This is a genomic window from Pseudomonas sp. 09C 129 (genome assembly GCF_002843625.1).
Taxonomy (GTDB): Bacteria; Pseudomonadota; Gammaproteobacteria; order Pseudomonadales; family Pseudomonadaceae; genus Aquipseudomonas; species Aquipseudomonas chlororaphis.
The window spans coordinates 3,803,626-3,820,045 of the sequence record NZ_CP025261.1; the positions used below are offsets into that span (position 1 = coordinate 3,803,626).

15 protein-coding genes are annotated in these 16,420 nt (G+C 64.7%); 1 reads left to right on the forward strand and 14 read right to left on the reverse strand.

Features of this window, described 5'->3' with window-relative positions; all coding sequences use genetic code 11:
- Positions 1 to 138: 138 nt before the first annotated feature.
- From CXQ81_RS17225 to CXQ81_RS17235, 3 genes are read right to left on the reverse strand one after another with little or no spacing between them, the layout of a single operon-like run.
- Positions 139 to 1,536, reverse strand: coding sequence for a glycosyltransferase family 39 protein (locus CXQ81_RS17225; RefSeq protein ID WP_101337938.1), 1,398 nt, complete (start codon positions 1,534 to 1,536; stop codon positions 139 to 141).
- The gene (locus tag CXQ81_RS17230) at positions 1,533 to 2,525 is read right to left on the reverse strand and encodes a glycosyltransferase family 2 protein (RefSeq protein WP_101337939.1); all 993 of its coding nucleotides are present in this window, start codon (positions 2,523 to 2,525) and stop codon (positions 1,533 to 1,535) included. Before CXQ81_RS17230 ends, CXQ81_RS17225 begins: the two co-directional genes overlap by 4 nt.
- Positions 2,512 to 2,925, reverse strand: a complete 414-nt coding sequence (locus CXQ81_RS17235) for a GtrA family protein (RefSeq protein WP_007925720.1) — start codon at positions 2,923 to 2,925, stop codon at positions 2,512 to 2,514. The genes CXQ81_RS17230 and CXQ81_RS17235 overlap by 14 nt, the downstream gene beginning before the upstream one ends.
- A 317-nt stretch (positions 2,926 to 3,242) precedes the next feature.
- Here CXQ81_RS17235 and CXQ81_RS17240 point away from each other — a divergent pair, with 317 nt between their 5' ends.
- On the forward strand, positions 3,243 to 4,106 hold the full coding sequence (locus CXQ81_RS17240; RefSeq protein WP_007925718.1) for a LysR family transcriptional regulator: 864 nt from the start codon (positions 3,243 to 3,245) through the stop codon (positions 4,104 to 4,106).
- Between the two features lie 168 nt (positions 4,107 to 4,274).
- Here CXQ81_RS17240 and CXQ81_RS17245 read toward each other — a convergent pair whose 3' ends face one another.
- The 11 genes from CXQ81_RS17245 to arnC all read right to left on the reverse strand — a co-directional run bounded on the left by CXQ81_RS17245 (position 4,275) and on the right by arnC (position 16,419).
- Positions 4,275 to 4,982, reverse strand: a complete 708-nt coding sequence (locus tag CXQ81_RS17245; protein WP_101337940.1) for an HPP family protein — start codon at positions 4,980 to 4,982, stop codon at positions 4,275 to 4,277.
- Between the two features lie 157 nt (positions 4,983 to 5,139).
- Positions 5,140 to 6,324 (reverse strand): MFS transporter, encoded by a 1,185-nt coding sequence (locus tag CXQ81_RS17250; protein ID WP_087090997.1) that lies wholly within the window; start codon positions 6,322 to 6,324, stop codon positions 5,140 to 5,142.
- 228 nt (positions 6,325 to 6,552) lie between these two features.
- Entirely contained in the window at positions 6,553 to 7,086 is a 534-nt protein-coding gene (locus tag CXQ81_RS17255) for a GNAT family N-acetyltransferase (protein WP_101337941.1), read from the reverse strand.
- A gap of 42 nt (positions 7,087 to 7,128) precedes the next feature.
- Positions 7,129 to 8,748 (reverse strand): glycosyltransferase family 39 protein, encoded by a 1,620-nt coding sequence (locus tag CXQ81_RS17260; protein WP_101337942.1) that lies wholly within the window; start codon positions 8,746 to 8,748, stop codon positions 7,129 to 7,131.
- Complete coding sequence (locus CXQ81_RS17265) at positions 8,749 to 10,122, reverse strand: UDP-glucose/GDP-mannose dehydrogenase family protein (RefSeq protein ID WP_009043829.1); 1,374 nt, start codon at positions 10,120 to 10,122, stop codon at positions 8,749 to 8,751.
- The gene (gene arnF, locus CXQ81_RS17270) at positions 10,119 to 10,532 is read right to left on the reverse strand and encodes a 4-amino-4-deoxy-L-arabinose-phosphoundecaprenol flippase subunit ArnF (RefSeq protein ID WP_101337943.1); all 414 of its coding nucleotides are present in this window, start codon (positions 10,530 to 10,532) and stop codon (positions 10,119 to 10,121) included. The genes CXQ81_RS17265 and arnF overlap by 4 nt, the downstream gene beginning before the upstream one ends.
- Positions 10,529 to 10,873, reverse strand: coding sequence for a 4-amino-4-deoxy-L-arabinose-phosphoundecaprenol flippase subunit ArnE (gene arnE, locus CXQ81_RS17275; protein ID WP_009043831.1), 345 nt, complete (start codon positions 10,871 to 10,873; stop codon positions 10,529 to 10,531). The genes arnF and arnE overlap by 4 nt, the downstream gene beginning before the upstream one ends.
- Positions 10,870 to 12,516: a lipid IV(A) 4-amino-4-deoxy-L-arabinosyltransferase gene (gene arnT / locus CXQ81_RS17280; protein ID WP_101337944.1), complete on the reverse strand. Its 1,647-nt coding sequence runs from the start codon at positions 12,514 to 12,516 to the stop codon at positions 10,870 to 10,872. The genes arnE and arnT overlap by 4 nt, the downstream gene beginning before the upstream one ends.
- Positions 12,513 to 13,397 carry a 4-deoxy-4-formamido-L-arabinose-phosphoundecaprenol deformylase gene (arnD, locus tag CXQ81_RS17285; RefSeq protein WP_007925697.1) on the reverse strand — a complete coding sequence of 295 codons (885 nt, stop codon included), beginning with the start codon at positions 13,395 to 13,397 and terminating at the stop codon, positions 12,513 to 12,515. The genes arnT and arnD overlap by 4 nt, the downstream gene beginning before the upstream one ends.
- Complete coding sequence (arnA, locus tag CXQ81_RS17290; RefSeq protein ID WP_101337945.1) at positions 13,397 to 15,403, reverse strand: bifunctional UDP-4-amino-4-deoxy-L-arabinose formyltransferase/UDP-glucuronic acid oxidase ArnA; 2,007 nt, start codon at positions 15,401 to 15,403, stop codon at positions 13,397 to 13,399. The genes arnD and arnA overlap by 1 nt, the downstream gene beginning before the upstream one ends.
- Positions 15,400 to 16,419 carry an undecaprenyl-phosphate 4-deoxy-4-formamido-L-arabinose transferase gene (gene arnC / locus CXQ81_RS17295; protein WP_101337946.1) on the reverse strand — a complete coding sequence of 340 codons (1,020 nt, stop codon included), beginning with the start codon at positions 16,417 to 16,419 and terminating at the stop codon, positions 15,400 to 15,402. Before arnC ends, arnA begins: the two co-directional genes overlap by 4 nt.
- Between the last annotated feature and the right edge of the window lies 1 nt (position 16,420).

Here is a 16,420-nt window from a genome sequence, read left to right on the forward strand (position 1 = left end):
TATAGGTGTGTTCGCGCGCGAACGATGAGGGATCGTAACAGTGCAAATTTGCCATGTACAACCCGGATAACTGCAGGTTGGCTGTGCATTTTTGCATGGGCGCGCGGGGCTCGCGACAGCGCCGCCCATGGCCTGCCTTCAACGCCCGGAACACTTGAACAGCACGCTCTGGCTGGCCCGCAGCCGCTCCTCGCAGCCCAGGGGTTGCAGCTGCGCGCGATCCCGGTCCAAGTCCTTGGCCCGGCGCGCCAGGTAGAAGGCGCCGCTGGCGGGCAACTCCGCGAGGTCCTTGACCCGCCGCGCCTGCCCCGCGCTGTAGAACTCCCCTGAATAGGAGCGCCGCCCCCAGTAGTACAGCGGCGCGGCCTCGGTCGCTTGCAGGTCGCTCCAGGCCCGGGCCAGGGCTTGCTGGTTCTGTGGGCGCTGGAAGGTTCCGCCCTCGACCACCGCGACCGTCATCCCCAGGGGCAGGGCCAGCGCCAGGCCGGCCACCAGTTTGCCGGGGGCGTTCAAGCGCGTGCGCAGGGCCAGCGCCAGCAGCAGGCACCAGGCGGGCAGGGCGGGCAGCACATAGGTCCAGAGGATGTTGCCGGAGAAGGTGAAGAACAGCGGGGTGGTGAGCGCCCACAGGCTGATGAAGCTCAGGCTGGGACGCATGCCCGCCTGCTGCCGATAGACCCCGTACAGCAGGGGCAGGAACAGGCTCCAGGGGAACAGCGCCAGCAGCAGGTCCAGCCAGATGCTGCCGGTCGGGCGGGCATGGGCGCTGCCATACAGGTCGCCGGCCCAGTCGCTGATCACATAGCGTTTCCAGTGTTCGCCCACCAGGAAGTAATCGAGAAACCCGGGGCTGCGCAGTTCGGTCCATACATACCAGGGCAGCGCCACCAGCAGCATCAGCGTCAGGCCGCTGAACCAGGGCAGGGCCCGGAGGGCGCGCCATTGTTTGTTCAGCAAGGTCCAGAGCCCCGCCTGGACGCCCATCAGCACCAGCGCCAGCGGTCCCTTGGCCAGCAGCCCCAGGCCGAGGCCGAAGTAGCCGGCCAGGGCCCAGGCCCGGTCGCCATGCACGGTGCCGCGCCAGAAGCCATAACCGGCCAGCAGCACGGCGAAGCCCAGGGCCGGATCGGTCAGCACCACACCCGCCGAGACCAGGCCCAGGCTGGAGCTGGAAAACAGGATGGCCGCCACCAGCCCTGTGCGTTCGTCGTATTCCTCGCGGGCGAAGCGGATGACGATCAGGCAACTGCCGACATGCAGCAGCCAGGCGGGCAAGCGCGCGGCGAACTCGTTGATGCCCAGTAACTGCATGCCCAGGGCCTGGGTCCAGAAGGCCAGCGGCGGTTTGCCCCAGAAAGGCACGCCGTAGTCGAACATTGGGGTTACCCAGTCGTCGAGTTCGAGCATCTTGCGCGCCATTTCGGCGTAGCGCGCTTCCGAGGTGTCCATCAGGGGGTAAAGGCCGAGGGTCATCAGGCGCAGGCCCAGGATGCCGAGCAGCAGCCACCACAGGTGGCGGGTTGAAAGGTTGTTCATCGGATCTCGTCTTGTTCGTTGGACTGCAGGCTGGGCGGTGCTTCCAGCCGCCGGGGAAAACCGCCAAAGGTGCTGCGCAGGAAATACAGGGGGCGGCGCTTGACCTCGACCAGCGTGGCGCCGATGTACTCGCCGACCATGGCGATTCCCACCAGGGCCAGGGCCAATGCGCCGAGGATCAGGTGATGCACGTCGAAGGCCTCGATCAGCCACTGGCGCAGCAGGTAGCCGCCGGTCAGCAGCAGGGCCGCCAGGCTGAGCACGCTGAACCAGCGCAGGGGTTTGCGGGAGAACGCCAGCACGCCTTCCATGGCCAGGTCCACCAGTGCCATGGGGCTCCATTTGGACTCACCGGCGCCGCGGCGCGCCCGTTCGTAGGGGATTTCCACGCTCTTGAAGCCCAGCCAGTTGACCAGGCCTTTCATCAGGGTGGCGCGCTCGGGCATGGCGCGCAGCGCGTGCAGGGGCGCGGCGCCGATCAGGCGAAAGTCGCTGACGTCCGGCGGCACCGGGTACTTGTCCACCAGCAGGTTCATCAGCTTGTAGTAGAGCCGGGCGCTCAGGCGCTTGCCCGCGGTGTCGCTGCGCCGGTCGCTGCGCTGCATGTTGACGATGTCGTTGCCGGCCAGCCATTGGCGGACCATCAGCGGAATCAGTTCCGGCGGGTCCTGCAAGTCGGCATCGATAAACAGCAGCGCATCGCCGGTGGCATGATCGAGCCCGGCGGACATCGCCGACTCCTTGCCGAAGTTGCGACTCAAGTTGAGGCAACGTACAGCGGGCATGTGGCAGAACGCTTCCAATAAGTCGCAACTGCCATCCTGGCTCCCGTCATTCACATACAATACTTCGTAAGTTACCGGAAGTGTCTGCATCACCAACATCAGGCGGCGATGAAACTCGGGCAGGACATGAGCTTCGTTATAACAGCAGATAATAACGCTGAGCATGTCGTGCGTGTCTGGTTGAACGCAACTAGGCAACTTCATTTTTAAAAGTCCAGGTTCGGTTTATCCAGTAACTGACCAGGGTCAGGCAGAGGGTGCTGAGCACTTGCATCAGCAGTGGCGAGTCAGGTTCGAAGCGCAGCAAAAACAGCATCAGCAAGGCATTGCCGAGGTTGTAGCCAGCGGCCGTCAGGCAGAACCGCAGGGCCTGATCCGCCCTGGCCTGGCGGTCCGCCCGGGAGAAGGTCCAGCGCCGGTTGCCCTGGTAGCTGACCCAGGTGCCCAGGCCGGCCCCCAGCAGGCTCGCCAGCAGCGCCGGCATGCACGCGAGCAGGGCCAGGAACAACGCGTAATGACTCAAGGTGGCGAGAACGCCGACCAGGGCATATCGGGAAAGTTGCTGCAGATAATGATTGAAGGAGGTTTTTAATGATTGCGACATCGACAATTCCCAGAATGGCGAGCCCGTTAATTCTTCGAGGAGTTGTGTCGAGGTTAAGTGGGGTTTTTGTGAAAATATTGTTTGTCGGGTCGGGGAAGATATTTCACGAAGTAACCTGACAAATAAGACATTATTTGTACGGCGTCAGTAAAGTCGCGGTGTTGCCGGAGTTGGAAACAACTAAGCTTACTGCAACATGTCGTGGCTGTTATCCAGCTGTCAGCTTGTCATGGTCAGTCCCGGGCAAGAGTTGAAAACCTGGTTCGATGGCCGAGGCTCGCTACAATGGCGCTCGACTTTCGTGACCCAGAGGCAACATGGACATCGACCTGGCCCGCACCTTTTTGCAAATCGTCCGCAGCGGCAGCCTGATCGCCGCGGCCGAACGCCTGCACCTGACCCAGACCGCGATCAGCGCCCGGGTGCAGAACCTCGAAGGCCAGCTGAACTGCAAGCTGTTCGTGCGTAACCGCGCCGGAGCCCGGCTGACGGCCGACGGCGAGGCGTTCATCGTCTACGCCAACCAGCTGGTGCAGACCTGGGAAGCCGCCCAGCGCGACCTGCCGCTGCTGGCCGGTTATCGCAACGTGCTGCACATCGGCGGTGAAGTCAGCCTTTGCAACCCGCTGATGCTCAACTGGGTAAGGCGCTTGCGCCAGGCGATTCCCAGCCACGCGGTGCGCAGCCAGATCGCCGAGGGCGCGAGCCTGCAACGCCAGCTGGAACTCGGCGTGCTGGATGCCGCGCTGGTGTTCCAGCCGGTGTACGGGCCGGGGTTGCAGGTCGAGCAGTTGCTGGAGGAAAAGCTGATCCTGGTGCGCCTGGCCGGCAAACCCGAGCCTTATGTGTACATCGATTGGGGCGAGGATTTCCGTCGCCAGCACGACGCGGCGCTGCCGGACCAGGCCAAGGCCGCGGTGGGTTTCAACCTCGGGCCGCTGGCCTTGCAGTTCATTCTCGAAGGCGGCGGCAGCGGCTACTTCCGCACCCGGGTGGTGCAAAGCTACCTGGACAGCGGTGTGCTGGAACGGGTGGAAAAGGCTCCGGAGTTCAACTTCCCGACCTACCTGCTGTACGCCCGCGAACGGGATTCGGCGCAGCTGCAGCAGGCCTTCGAGGTGCTGCGCGAAGTCATCGCCAGCGACACCGACTGGTCGCAGCGTTGGGACCCGATGATCTGAGTTGGGGCAATCTTGAAAACGCGGCGCCTGGTTTTACGACCGCTTCGCGCTCGATCGCAGCCTGCGGCAGCGGCTACAGGGATTGCGGAGCCTGTGTAGCCGCTGCCGAGCCCGCGAGGCTGCGATCGACTGCGCAGCAGTCGCCAACGATCCAGCTGGGTCGTTGGCTCACACCCGCGGCGCCAACACCTCGCCAATACTGCGCCGGCGCGCATGGGCCTCACTGGCGTGGATCAGTTGTTCCAGATCTTGCGGGGTGACGTCGAAGAACTCCTGCATTTCATCCAGCGCCAGCTTGAGGTCGGCGGCGGTGATGGCCTGGGTATCGCTCGGCGGCTGATCGACGGGCAGTTGGGTCGCGGGTTCGCTCTGGCCCTTGGGGTAGCGGATGCGGGTCAGGTTGTTGTAGGCCAGGGCGCTGAGCAACAGGCACAGGGCCGCCAGCATCACCGGGCCCAGGGCCTGCCAGTCGAGGGCGATGGTGGCCGGGTCGGCCAGCACCATCGTCAGGGCCACGGCGCCGGCCGGCGGATGCAGGCAGCGCAGCCAGCACATCAGCACCAGGGACATGCCGGCGGCCAGGCAGGCGCTGCCCAGGGTGCGCCCGAGCACATGGGCCACCAGCAACGCCAGGACCGCGGCGCACAGGTAGCCGCCGAGGATCGACCAGGGTTGCGCCAGCGCCCCCGACGACACCGCGAACAGCAGCACCGCCGAGGCCCCCAGCGGACCGATCAGGTGCAGCGCCACCTCCATGCCGAACACCCGGCCGCACAACCAGACACTGAACAGCGTGCCCAAGGCCATGCCGATCGCGGCGCGGCTCCATTCCGAGGGGCGGGTATTGATGGCGGCGGGTTTCCAGCGAGCGAGCATGACGAAGCGATCCAATTCCGGTTTTGCGGGCAAAAAGAAGGGCTTGTCTGGAGCACCAGAAAGCCCTGAAACGTTCCAACAGTTGGGGGGAGGAACCGGCACAGTGTGCCGATCAAACCAAGCGCCTACAAATTCATAATAATGCTGTTTAAGTGCATTATTTTTGTACTGTGGCGGCCTGGGCCACCCGCCGTCCGCTCATGAAACACAGCAGGCCGCCCAAGGCGGTCAAGCTGCTCAGGGCATAGAACATGGTCGGCGCCGGGGTATGCACCAGCAGGTAGCCGCAGATCACCGGGCTCAAGGCGCCGCCCAGGGCCGCGAGGTTCTGTGCGCCGTAATAGCTGCCGCGCAGGGCCTCGGGCGCCAGGGTGTCGATGAACAGGAATTCCGCCGGGTAGATGATCATCTCGCCAAGGGTGAAGACGAACATCGCCAGGCACCAGCCCAGCAGGCTGTCGGCCAGGCTGAAGCCGATCAGGCCGAGGATGAACAGGCTGGTGCCGACGGCGATCCAGTAGCGCAGCTGTTCGCGCTTGAGGAAACGGCCGATCTGGTACTGCAGCAGGATCACGCTGATGGCGTTGCAGGCCAGCAGGGCGGCCATGGTGTCGAGGGCGCTTTTCGCGTCTTCGGTGACCAGCAGGTACTGCGACAGGTACAGGGTGAAACGCCCGTGGACGATAGTGCTGAGCAGGCAGCCGCAGGTGAACATGATCAGCGTGCGGTCGTTTTTCAGGGTCACCAGGGTGTCGAGGAAACTCTGCGGCTTGCTCAGCGAGGGCAGGCCCGGTGTGGCTGGAATGCCGCGCATCAGCAGGGTGCTGAGAAAGGCGATGGCGCCGGCGATCAGGAACGGCGCCAGCGGCAGGTGCCCGGCGATCACCACGCCGAGCATGGGGCCGGTGGCGTAGCCGATATTGGTCAGGGTGTAGCGCAGGGAGAACACTCTGGCCCGCTGACTCACCGGCAGGTTTTCGCTGATGATCGCCTTGGAGCCGATCAGGAACAGCGCCGAGGCGGTTTCGGTGATCACCAGGATCGCGGTGGTCAGGTAGAGGTTGTGGGCGAAGGTCAGCAGTACAAAGCCGATGCCGCTGGAGAGCATGCTCAGGATCAGCAGCCGGCGCTTGTCCAGGCGATCGAGGATGTAGCCGCCATACAGCGCGAGCAGCGTGGCGATGAACACCGCGACCCCCAGCAGCAGGCCGACGTCCTGCTGGTCGAGGCCGAGTTTTTCGCTGAGGAACAGGGTGAGCAGGGGACTGGTGATGGCGCGACTGACGACAATGGTCAGCGAGCAGATCATCAGGCGGCGGATAACCAGCGAGTAAGTGGCCACGGTGGTGCACGAGTCCTTGTTGTCTGAGTGGGCGACAATCCCTAGCGATCCTGGAGCCCCAGGCTTGCCATCCTCTGACAGTTGCGCGAGCACTTCAAGACAGGCCCGCACCCCATCTCAAATACCGCACCCATCTTCCGTAGGAGCGAAGCTTGCTCGCGATAAGGCCGGCACATTCAACGGCGGCGATGTGGCCTGTCAGGCCGTCATCGCGAGCAAGCTTCGCTCCTACAGTTGCATGGGGTGGGCAGGCAGTGTCAGGCGCATGGCGCAGCGCCGGGCCGCCGGCAGGCCATGGCGAGCTTCCTCGGCCAGCACCTGCCGCAGGCGCGGCCCCAATTGCTCGGTGTCCAGGGTGACGAAACCGCAGCGCTGGTAGAAGGGTTCATTCCACGGCAACTGGCGAAAGGTGCTCAGGGTCAGGGCGGTAAACCCCTGCTGACGGGCCTGTTCGCCCACCGTCTGCAGCAGGCGGCGGCCGATGCCGCGCCCTTGGGCGGCGCTGGCGACCGAGATCTCCCAGATATGCAGCGCGTCGGCGCAGGCTTCGGCGTCGAGGAAGGCGCACACCTCTTGGTCGAGCACCGCCACCCACACCCGCTGCTGGCGGATATGTGCGCGGTGCTGCGCGGCGTCGGACACCTCGGCGTCGGCCAGCCAGGCCAGTTCGGGGTCGCGGCGAAACAGCGCGGCGGCGCTGCGTTCGATGGCAGGGAGCAGGGGGGCATCGGCCTCTGTGGCCAGGCGGATTTGCAGAGTCATGGGGCGCGAGTGTAAGGAGCCAGGGCGCGACCGATCAACCGTTCAGGGGGGCGTGGTGGCGGGCAGGTGCAGCATGACGTAGTCGTTCTTGTCGAAACGCCCGCCGAGCACCGGGGTCAGTCGCGCCAACGGCGTGGCCTTGAGCGTCGCTAGATCGCTTTGATCCATGATCACCCAGGCCGGGCCTGGTATGGCTGCAAGGGCTTCGGGGCGCTCGGTGAACAGCGGCTGCAGGTCCTGGTCGAGGTGGACCATGAACTTGATGGCCTTGGCGTCCTTGCCCATATGGTGCAGCACCACTGGGGCCGGGTCTTGCTCGATCAGCTTCCAGGCGGCCAGGGTGAAGGTGCGGGTGTCGTAGAGCTGCCGGGCCAGCGGCTCGAACCCAAGGATATAGGCACTCCAGACGGCCAGCACGGCGCCCAGGGCCAGGCCGCCAATCCGCCAGCGCGGCATGCGCAACAGGCCCAGCGCCGCCAGCTGCAAACCGCCGAGCAACACCAGCAGAGGACTCAAGCCGGCCAAGGGTTCGGCAAAGCGCCGCTGCGCCACCAGCAACGCGGCTATCAGTAATCCGGGTATCAGCAGCCACAGGCCCTGGATACCCCGGCGCAACCAGGCCAGGCTGCGGCCCTGGACGTCGTGGAAGGGATAGGCCGCGACGATCGCCAGCATGGGCAACATCGGCAGCAGGTAGCGGGCTTTTTTCGCCTGGGGAATCGACAGGCCGATCAACACTAGCAGGGCCGCGGCGCTGCACAGCACCAGCAGCCTGCGCGCGCGATCCTGCTGCTCGCGGGGGCCAAGCCACACCGCCAGCCAGGTCAGGATCGCCAGCGGGTAGGCCAGGGCATAGTTGCCCAGGGAGCTGCTGAAGTAATAGAACGGGCCGCTGCTGCCTTCGCTGCCATCCATGCGCCCGGTGAACTGCATGCGGATCACCTCCTGCATGAAGGTTGGGCCGCCACTCAGCCGGGCCAGCCACAGCAACAGCGCCACGCATGCCAGCAACAACAGCAGGGCGCTGCCACCGAAGACCAGCATGCGTCGCCACTGGCCTTCGAGCAGGTAATAGCTGCACAGCATGCCGCAGGGAATCACCAGGCCGATCGGCCCGCGAATGGCGAACCCCGCGACCAGCAACGCGAGGATCAGCCACAGGCGGCGCGGCGCGGCGAAGTGATCGTGGGCATACCCCAGGTAAAACACCGCCAGGGCGATGGCGGTGAGCATCAGGTCGAGGGAGATGGCGCGGGTTTCGCTGATGAAGGTGCTGCTGAGCAACAGCAGGGCGATGCTGGTCAAGGCCCAGGTTTTCGAACTGGGCGCCAGCAGACGGTACATGAGGTTGACGATCAGCGCCCCGGCGATGGCCGTGGGCAGCCAGGCCGCGAGGGTCGTGACCCGGCCCGAGGCCAGGGCGAACAGGTCGATCAGCAGGGTCGAGGCGCTGGAGTAGTCAGCATAGGGTTGGCCATAGGTGGTGGGAAAAAAGCCCGGCCCATGGCGCAGCATTTCCTTGGCGAACAGCACGAAGCGCGAATCGAAGCCGATCACCGCCACTTGGCCGGTGTTGGCACAAAACAGCAGCAGGGCCAGCAGCCCCAGCCCCCAGGCTTGCCAATGCAGGGTGCTGGAAGGCGTGCTGCCGGCCCTGGGCATTCAGGCCTTGGCCCTGGCGTCGGCCCATTGTCGATGAGGAATCGGCAGCTGGCGCGACTCGCCGCGGCCGATCGGGAAGTAGGTGAAGCCATTGCGGGCCAGGCGCTCGGCGTCGTACAGGTTGCGTCCGTCGAAGATCACTGGGGCCTTGAGGCGCTGTTGCAGCAGTTGGAAATCCGGCGCCTTGAACTGCTGCCACTCGGTGCAGATGATCAGCGCGTCGGCGTCGTTGAGCACCGATTCCGGGGTGCCCATCAGCATCAGCTTCGGTTCGTCGGGGTACAGGCGCTGGGTTTCCTGCATGGCTTCCGGGTCGAAGGCGCGCACATTGGCGCCGGCGGCCCACAGGGATTCGAGCAGCACCCGGCTGGGGGCATCGCGCATGTCGTCGGTGTTGGGCTTGAAGGCCAGGCCCCAGAGGGCGAAGGTCTTGCCTTTCAGGTCGCCCTTGTAGAAGGCGTTGATGCGCTCGAACAGCTTGTGTTTCTGGCGTTCGTTAATGGCTTCCACCGCTTGCAAAAGGTCGCTGGAGCAATGGGCCTGCTCGGCGCTGTGGATCAGCGCGCGCATGTCCTTGGGGAAACACGAGCCGCCATAACCGCAGCCCGGGTAGATGAAGTGATAGCCGATGCGCGAGTCGGCGCCGATCCCCAGGCGCACCGACTCGATGTCGGCCCCCAGGTGTTCGGCCAGCTCGGCGATCTGGTTGATGAAGCTGATCTTGGTCGCCAGCATGCAGTTGGCGGCGTACTTGGTCAGCTCGGCGCTGCGCAGGTCCATGAACATGATGCGGTCATGGTTGCGGTTGAACGGTGCGTACAGGTCGCGCATCACGTCGCGGACTTCTTCGCGCTCGCAGCCGACGATGATCCGGTCCGGTCGGCGGCAGTCGGACACCGCCGAGCCTTCCTTGAGGAATTCCGGGTTGGAGACGATATCGAACTGCAGGGCGCGCCCGTCCAGGGCCTTTTCGATATGGGCTTTCAAGGTGTCGCCAGTGCCTACCGGCACCGTGGATTTCTCCACCAGGATCACCGGCTGCTCGCGGTGCCGGGCCACGGCGTCGCCCACCGACAGCACGTAGCGCAGGTCGGCCGAGCCGTCCTCGCTGGACGGCGTGCCGACCGCGATAAACAGCACCTGGCCATGTTGCACCGCGAGCTTTTCGTCGCTGGTGAAACTCAGGCGCCGGCTTTCCAGATTGTCGCGCACCAGGCTCGACAGCCCGGGCTCGAAGATACTGACGTGCCCCTGTTGCAGCTGCTGGACCTTGTGTTCGTCAATGTCCATGCAGATGACATCGTGGCCGACTTCGGCCAGCACGGCGGCCTGTACGAGGCCGACGTAACCACTTCCAAATACGCTGATTTTCATGGGGTATTCCTGGGACTTGTCGCGGGAGCAGGTCGTGAGTTGATGGTAATGACGCCGAGGATGACCAGCGCCACCCCCAGGGTTTTCGAGAGACTGAACGGTTCGTTGAACAGTGGCAGGCTGGCGGCCAGCAGGTAGACCAGGGCGTAGCTGACGCTGAGCAGGGAATAGGCCCGGCCCAGCGGCAGGTCGCGCAGGGCCAGCAGCCAGCAGAGCATCGACAGGACATAGGCGAGGATCGCCGCCAGCACCACGCCCAGCGCCAGCAGGTCGACCTGGCCGCCGGACAGCGCCGCCAGCCAGTCCGCGGGTACCGGCAGGCGGGTCATGCTCCAGCGCATGCCCAGTTGCGCGGCGCTGACCAGCAGCACGCTGCCCATGGCGAAGGTGAAGCCCAGAGCCCGGCTCATGCGTGGCGACTCAACAGCAGCACGCCTGCCAGTACCAGCGCGACGCCCAGCCAGTGGCGGCGGTCGATGGCTTCATGGAAGACGAAGCGGGCGATCAGGGTGATCAGCACGAAGTTCAGGCTCAGCATCGGGTAGGCGATGCCAACCTCGACCCGCTGCAGCACCAGCAACCACACCAGCAAGCCCAGGCCGAGGCTGGCCAGGGCCAGCCACAGCCAGGGCGAGCGCAGTTTGGCGAGCGCGCCGGAGGGCTGGCCACGCCAGCTTTCCACGGCGAACTTCTGCGCGATCTGGCCCAGGCAGGTCAGCAGGCAGGCGGCGAGCAGCAGCAACAGGCTCATGGCTGGCTCTGAGGGAAGATCAGGATCACGAGATTGCCCTGGTCATAACGTTTGAAATCCTGCGGCAACAGATCGATTTCGTAGTGCTCGTCGCCATTGACCCGCATCACCACGCCCACCTGGCCTTGCTTGCGGGCCTCGGGCATCCATTCGCCGACCTTGCGCAGGTCGATATAGCGATGCTGGGTGTCAGGATAGGCCAGGCCATATTTCACTTCGCCTGTCGTGTTGTACAAGGCGATATCCGGGCGCTTGAGGCGCCAGGCCAGGGCCGAGGCGGCGCCCAGGTCGTTGCTCACCAGGGTGTGGCTCTTCGCGAGTTCCTCGGCGTGATCGATGATGAATTGATCCGGCATCTTGTTGTAGACCACCGAGTTCGGCAGGCCGGCGGGCAGCAGGGCGATGAACAGCCAGCTGCCGAGCGCCGGCGCGGCCCACAGTTGCAACGGGCGGAAGGCTGGCAGCAGGTTGCTCATGTTCCAGCCAAGCAGGGCCAGGAACACCAGCACCAGATGCCCGGGCTCGTTGCTGTACAGCGGCTTCTTCAGTTGGAAGTACACCAGCGCCAACAGCAGCAACAGGCCCAGCACCAGGTTGAGCACAGCGTTGAGGCGGATGATCCGGGTTTGCCCGGCGTGCAGCCGGTCGCTCAGGCTATTGCCCATCAACAGCGCCAGGGGCAGCAGGCACGGCAGGATATAGGCCGGCAGCTTGCCCTTGCTCAGGCTGAAGAACGCCAGCGGCAGGATCAGCCACAGCAGCAGGAAACCGATGCTCGCCTGGCGCCGGGTCTGCCAGGCCTGCTTCAAGGCGCCCGGCAGCACCAGGACCCAGGGCATGCTGAACGCCACCAGCAACGGCAGGTAGTACCACCATGGCGAGGCGTGCTGGGCATCGTCACCGGCAAAGCGGCGGATGTGTTCATGCCAGAAGAAGAACCGCCAGTAATCCGCTTCCTGGGCATGTACCGCCAGGGCCCACGGCAGGCTCACGACAATCGCCACCAGCACCGCGACGCCGCCGTAGATGAACAGTTCGCGCAGGCGTTTCTGCCAGAACATGTAGGGCAGGGCGATCAGCACCGGCAGCAGCCAGGCGAGGAAACCCTTGGTCATGAAGCCCATGCCGCAGGCGAAGCCCAGGCCGGCCCAGGCCAGCAGACGGCCACGCAGTGTCTGGTTGTCCAGGGCGAACCACAGGGCCACCAGGCTCAGGTTGACCCAGAAGGTGAACTGCGGGTCGAGGTTGGCATAACCACCGGCGCCGACCACCACGCAGAAACTCATGTACAGCAGGGCGCAGACCAGGCTCTTGCGCGGGTCGTTCCACAGCCGCCTGGCCATCAAATAGGCCAGCAGTACGCTCAGGCCCATGCTCAGGGCCGAAGCGACCCGCACGCCGAACAGGTTCTGGCCGAACAGCGCCTGGCTGAGGGCGATCATCCAGTAGCCGGCGGCCGGCTTCTCGAAATAACGGATGCCCATGAAATGCGGCGATGCCCAATGGCCGGTCAGGAGCATTTCCTGGCTGATCTGCGCATAGCGGGTTTCATCGGGAATCCACAAACCGTGGGTGGCCATTGGCAGCAGGTAGAACAGGCCGAAGGCAATCAATAGAAGAGGCAGGGCCCAGCGTCTGGTCATGCGCCTTGCACCCCCAGCCAGCCTTCGCGGCCCTCGAGGGCGCCACGAATGACCTGCCCCTGGGGCAGGCTCTGCAAGGAGGCGGGCAACAGGTTGCCCAGGGTAGTGAAATGAATGTCGCGCTGGCGGGCTTGCGCCAGCAATTGACGAAAATCGTTGGCCATCAGAATCCCTTCGACCTCGGCGTGAATGGTGTAGACGTTGAGCCTGTCAGGGCTGAACCGGTCCAGGATGAATGTGTTGAAGTCATGGGCCGCGACGGCGGGCCCGACCACTTCGTCGAAGGTCGGCAGATCGACCGGAATCTGCGGGGCGCCCAGGCCGCCATCCGCCAGCCGGGGCTGGAAGATCGACGTGCCGCGGCAATCGCTGTTGTAGCGAAAACCGAAGCCCTGCTTGGCCTCGATCACACGCTCGTCGGCGCGCCAGCCGGCGGCGGCCGAGCAATCGACGCGCTGGCCGAGAATGTCATTGAGGGTGTCGACGCCCTGACGGATCTGCTCGATCAGCTGCGCCTGGTTCCAGCGCCCGGCATTGGCCTGCCAGCCGTGGTGATCCCAGGCGTGCAGGCCGACCTCATGGCCGGCCTCCCGGGCCTGGCGCATCAGGTGCCCGAGGTCGCGACCGATCGGCTTGCCCGGCCAGGCGGTGCCGGCCAGCAGGATGTCCCAGCCATAAAGACCGGCGGCGTTGGAGCGCAGCATCTTCCACAAAAACTGCGGGCGGATCAGGCGCCACAGGTGGCGCCCCATGTTGTCCGGGCCGACGCTGAAGAAGAAGGTGGCCTTGATCCCGGCCTCGTCGAGCAGTTCCAGCAACCGCGGCACCCCCTCACGGGTACCGCGATAGGTGTCGACATCGATTCGCAGACCTGCCTGCATCAACATGCTTCTTCTTTAGAGTGCTCCGCGATTTCGAGCATGGCTTCGCGCAGGAAGAAGTCCAGCGTGTTGCCGATGGTTTCCTTCATCTCGACGGTCGGCTCCCAGTTCAGCAGGCGCTTGGCGTTGGCGATGCTCGGCTTGCGGTGTTCCACGTCCTGGTAACCGGCACCGTAGAAGGACTTGCTCTCGACCTCGCGGAAACCGGCGAACGGCGGGAAGTTGCCACGCAGCGGATGGGCCTCGAACTGACGCAGCAGCTCTTCGCCCAACTGGCGGATGCTGGCTTCGTTGTCCGGGTTGCCGATGTTGATGATCTGGCCGTTGCACACATCGTTTTCGTTGTCGACGATGCGCGCCAGGGCTTCGATGCCGTCGGCGATGTCGGTGAAGCAACGCTTCTGCTCGCCACCGTCGAACAGGCGGATCGGCGTGCCTTCCACCAGGTTGAGGATCAGCTGGGTGATGGCCCGGGAGCTGCCGATGCGCGCCGAATCCAGGCGATCCAGGCGCGGCCCCATCCAGTTGAACGGACGGAACAGGGTGAAGTTCAGGCCTTTGCTGCCGTAGGCCCAGATCACCCGGTCCAGCAGTTGCTTGGACACCGAGTAGATCCAGCGTTGCTTGTTGATCGGGCCGACAATCAGGTTGGAGCTGTCTTCGTCGAAGTTCCGGTCCTGGCACATGCCGTAGACCTCGGAGGTCGACGGGAAGATCACGCGCTTGTTGTATTTGACGCAGTAGCGGACCAGCTTGAGGTTCTCTTCGAAGTCCAGCTCGAACACACGCAGCGGGTTGCGGGTGTATTCGATCGGGGTGGCGATGGCCACCAGCGGCAGGACCACGTCGCACTTCTTGATGTGGTACTCGATCCACTCGGAGTGAATGCTGATGTCGCCTTCGACGAAGTGGAAATGCGGATGGTTGCGCAGGCGCTCGATGGCGTCGCAGCCGATATCCAGGCCGTAGACCTCGTACTTGTCGTCACGCAGCAAGCGCTCGGACAGGTGATTGCCGATGAAACCGTTGACGCCGAGGATCAGCACCCGGGTGCGCCGCGGGGCACGACCGGATTCGGCGCCGCGCAGCAGCGAGCCATCCACCAGGCCCAGCTCGTTGGCCAGTTGCGGGCCGCTGAGGTACAGGCCGTTGTCGTTGCGCTGGCCGGCGTTGATCAGCAGCGAGTCCTGGCCGCAGGCGATGCGCAGCGGGTCGACGCTGATCACCCGGCCCGGGGCCTGGCCTTCGTTGCCCTTGATGACCTCGGCGCTCCAGACGATCAGCTTGTGCTCGCCCACGGCGCAGAACGCGCCCGGGTAAGGCTTGGTCACGGCCCGCACCAGGTTGAACAGTTGCTCGGCCGGCTGGCTCCACAGCAGCTTGCCATCAGCCGCGGTACGGCGACCGAAGTAGCTGGCCCGGGATTCGTCCTGGGCGGTTTCGCTGACCTTGCCTTGCGCCAGGGCGGGCAGGGTGTCGCGCAGCAGGCTGGCGGTGGCATCGCGCAGCTTGCCGTGCAGGCTCAGCGCGGTATCGCTGCGTTCGATGGCCACCCGCTGCTGGGCAACGATCGCCCCGGCATCCGGGCGCTTGACCATGCGGTGCAGGGTCACGCCGGTTTCGCTTTCGCCGTTGACCAGCACCCAGTTGGCCGGCGCGCGGCCCCGGTAGCTCGGCAGCAGCGAACCGTGCAGGTTGAAGGCGCCCTTGCTGGCGGTGGCCAGCAGCGCTTCGCTCAGCAGGTTGCGATAGTAGAAGGAGAAGATGTAGTCGGGGTTGAGTTTGGCGATGCGCTCGACCCACAGCGGGTGGTTGGCGTCGTCCGGGGCATGCACCGGGATGCCTTTTAGCGAGCACAGTTGGGCCACGGAGCCGTAGAAGGTGTTTTCCTTCGGATCGTCGGCATGGGTGAAGACCGCGCCGATTTCATAACCCGCGTTGAGCAGGGCTTCGATGCCCGCGCAGCCGATATCGTGGTAGGCGAAGACAACAGCTTTATGACTCATGGCGAAACCTGATCGGAGAGAGTGGAAGTTAGACCGTCGACCGTGACAGCGGGAGCAGGGGCGGCAGGCTGGCTGCGCAGAACTTTTTCAATGAAGAAGCGTGGACGGGCACGCACATCGCTGTACATGCGGCCCAGGTATTCGCCCAACAGGCCCATGCCGATGAACTGGCCACCGGTGAACACGAACAGGATGGCGAACAGCACGAACATACCGTCGCCGGCCCATTCGGAACCGAACACCAGGCGCAGGAAGATCAGCAGCAGGGCGAACAGCACGCCGAGGCCGGCCATGCTGAAACCGATGATGCTCAACAGGCGCAGCGGCGTGGTGGTCATGCAGGTGATCAGGTCGAACATCAGGTTGATCAGGCGCATCGGGCTGTACTTGGAGTCGCCGTGTTCACGCTCGGCGTGGTTCACCAGCACCTCGGTGGTGTGGCGGGCGAAGCTGTTGGCCAGGATCGGGATGAAGGTGCTGCGTTCGCGGCAGGCGAGCATGGCGTCGACCACGCTGCGGCGGTAGGCGCGCAGCATGCAGCCGTAGTCGTTCATGGCCACGCCAGTGGAGCGTTGCACGGCGAGGTTGATCAGCTTCGACGGCCAGCGGCGCCAGGCGGAGTCCTGGCGATTGTTGCGCACCGTGCCGACCACGTCGTAGCCCAGCTCGGCCTGGGCCACCAGGCGCGGGATTTCTTCCGGCGGGTTCTGCAGGTCGGCGTCCAGGGTGATGATCACGTCGCCACGGCACTGCTCGAAACCGGCCATGATCGCCGCGTGCTGGCCGTAGTTGCGGTTGAGGATCACCGCCACCACCGGGCTGCCTTCGCGTCCGGCTGCTTCCTCGAGGATCTGTGCCGATTCGTCGCGGCTGCCATCGTCCACCAGGACGATCTCGAAATCGTGCTTGAGCTGGCGACAGGCCGCTTCAGTGCGCCGCAGCAGTTCGGGCAGGCTTTCTTCTTCGTTGTAGACCGGAATGACGATCGACACGAACTGGATTGGATAAGGTTTCAAG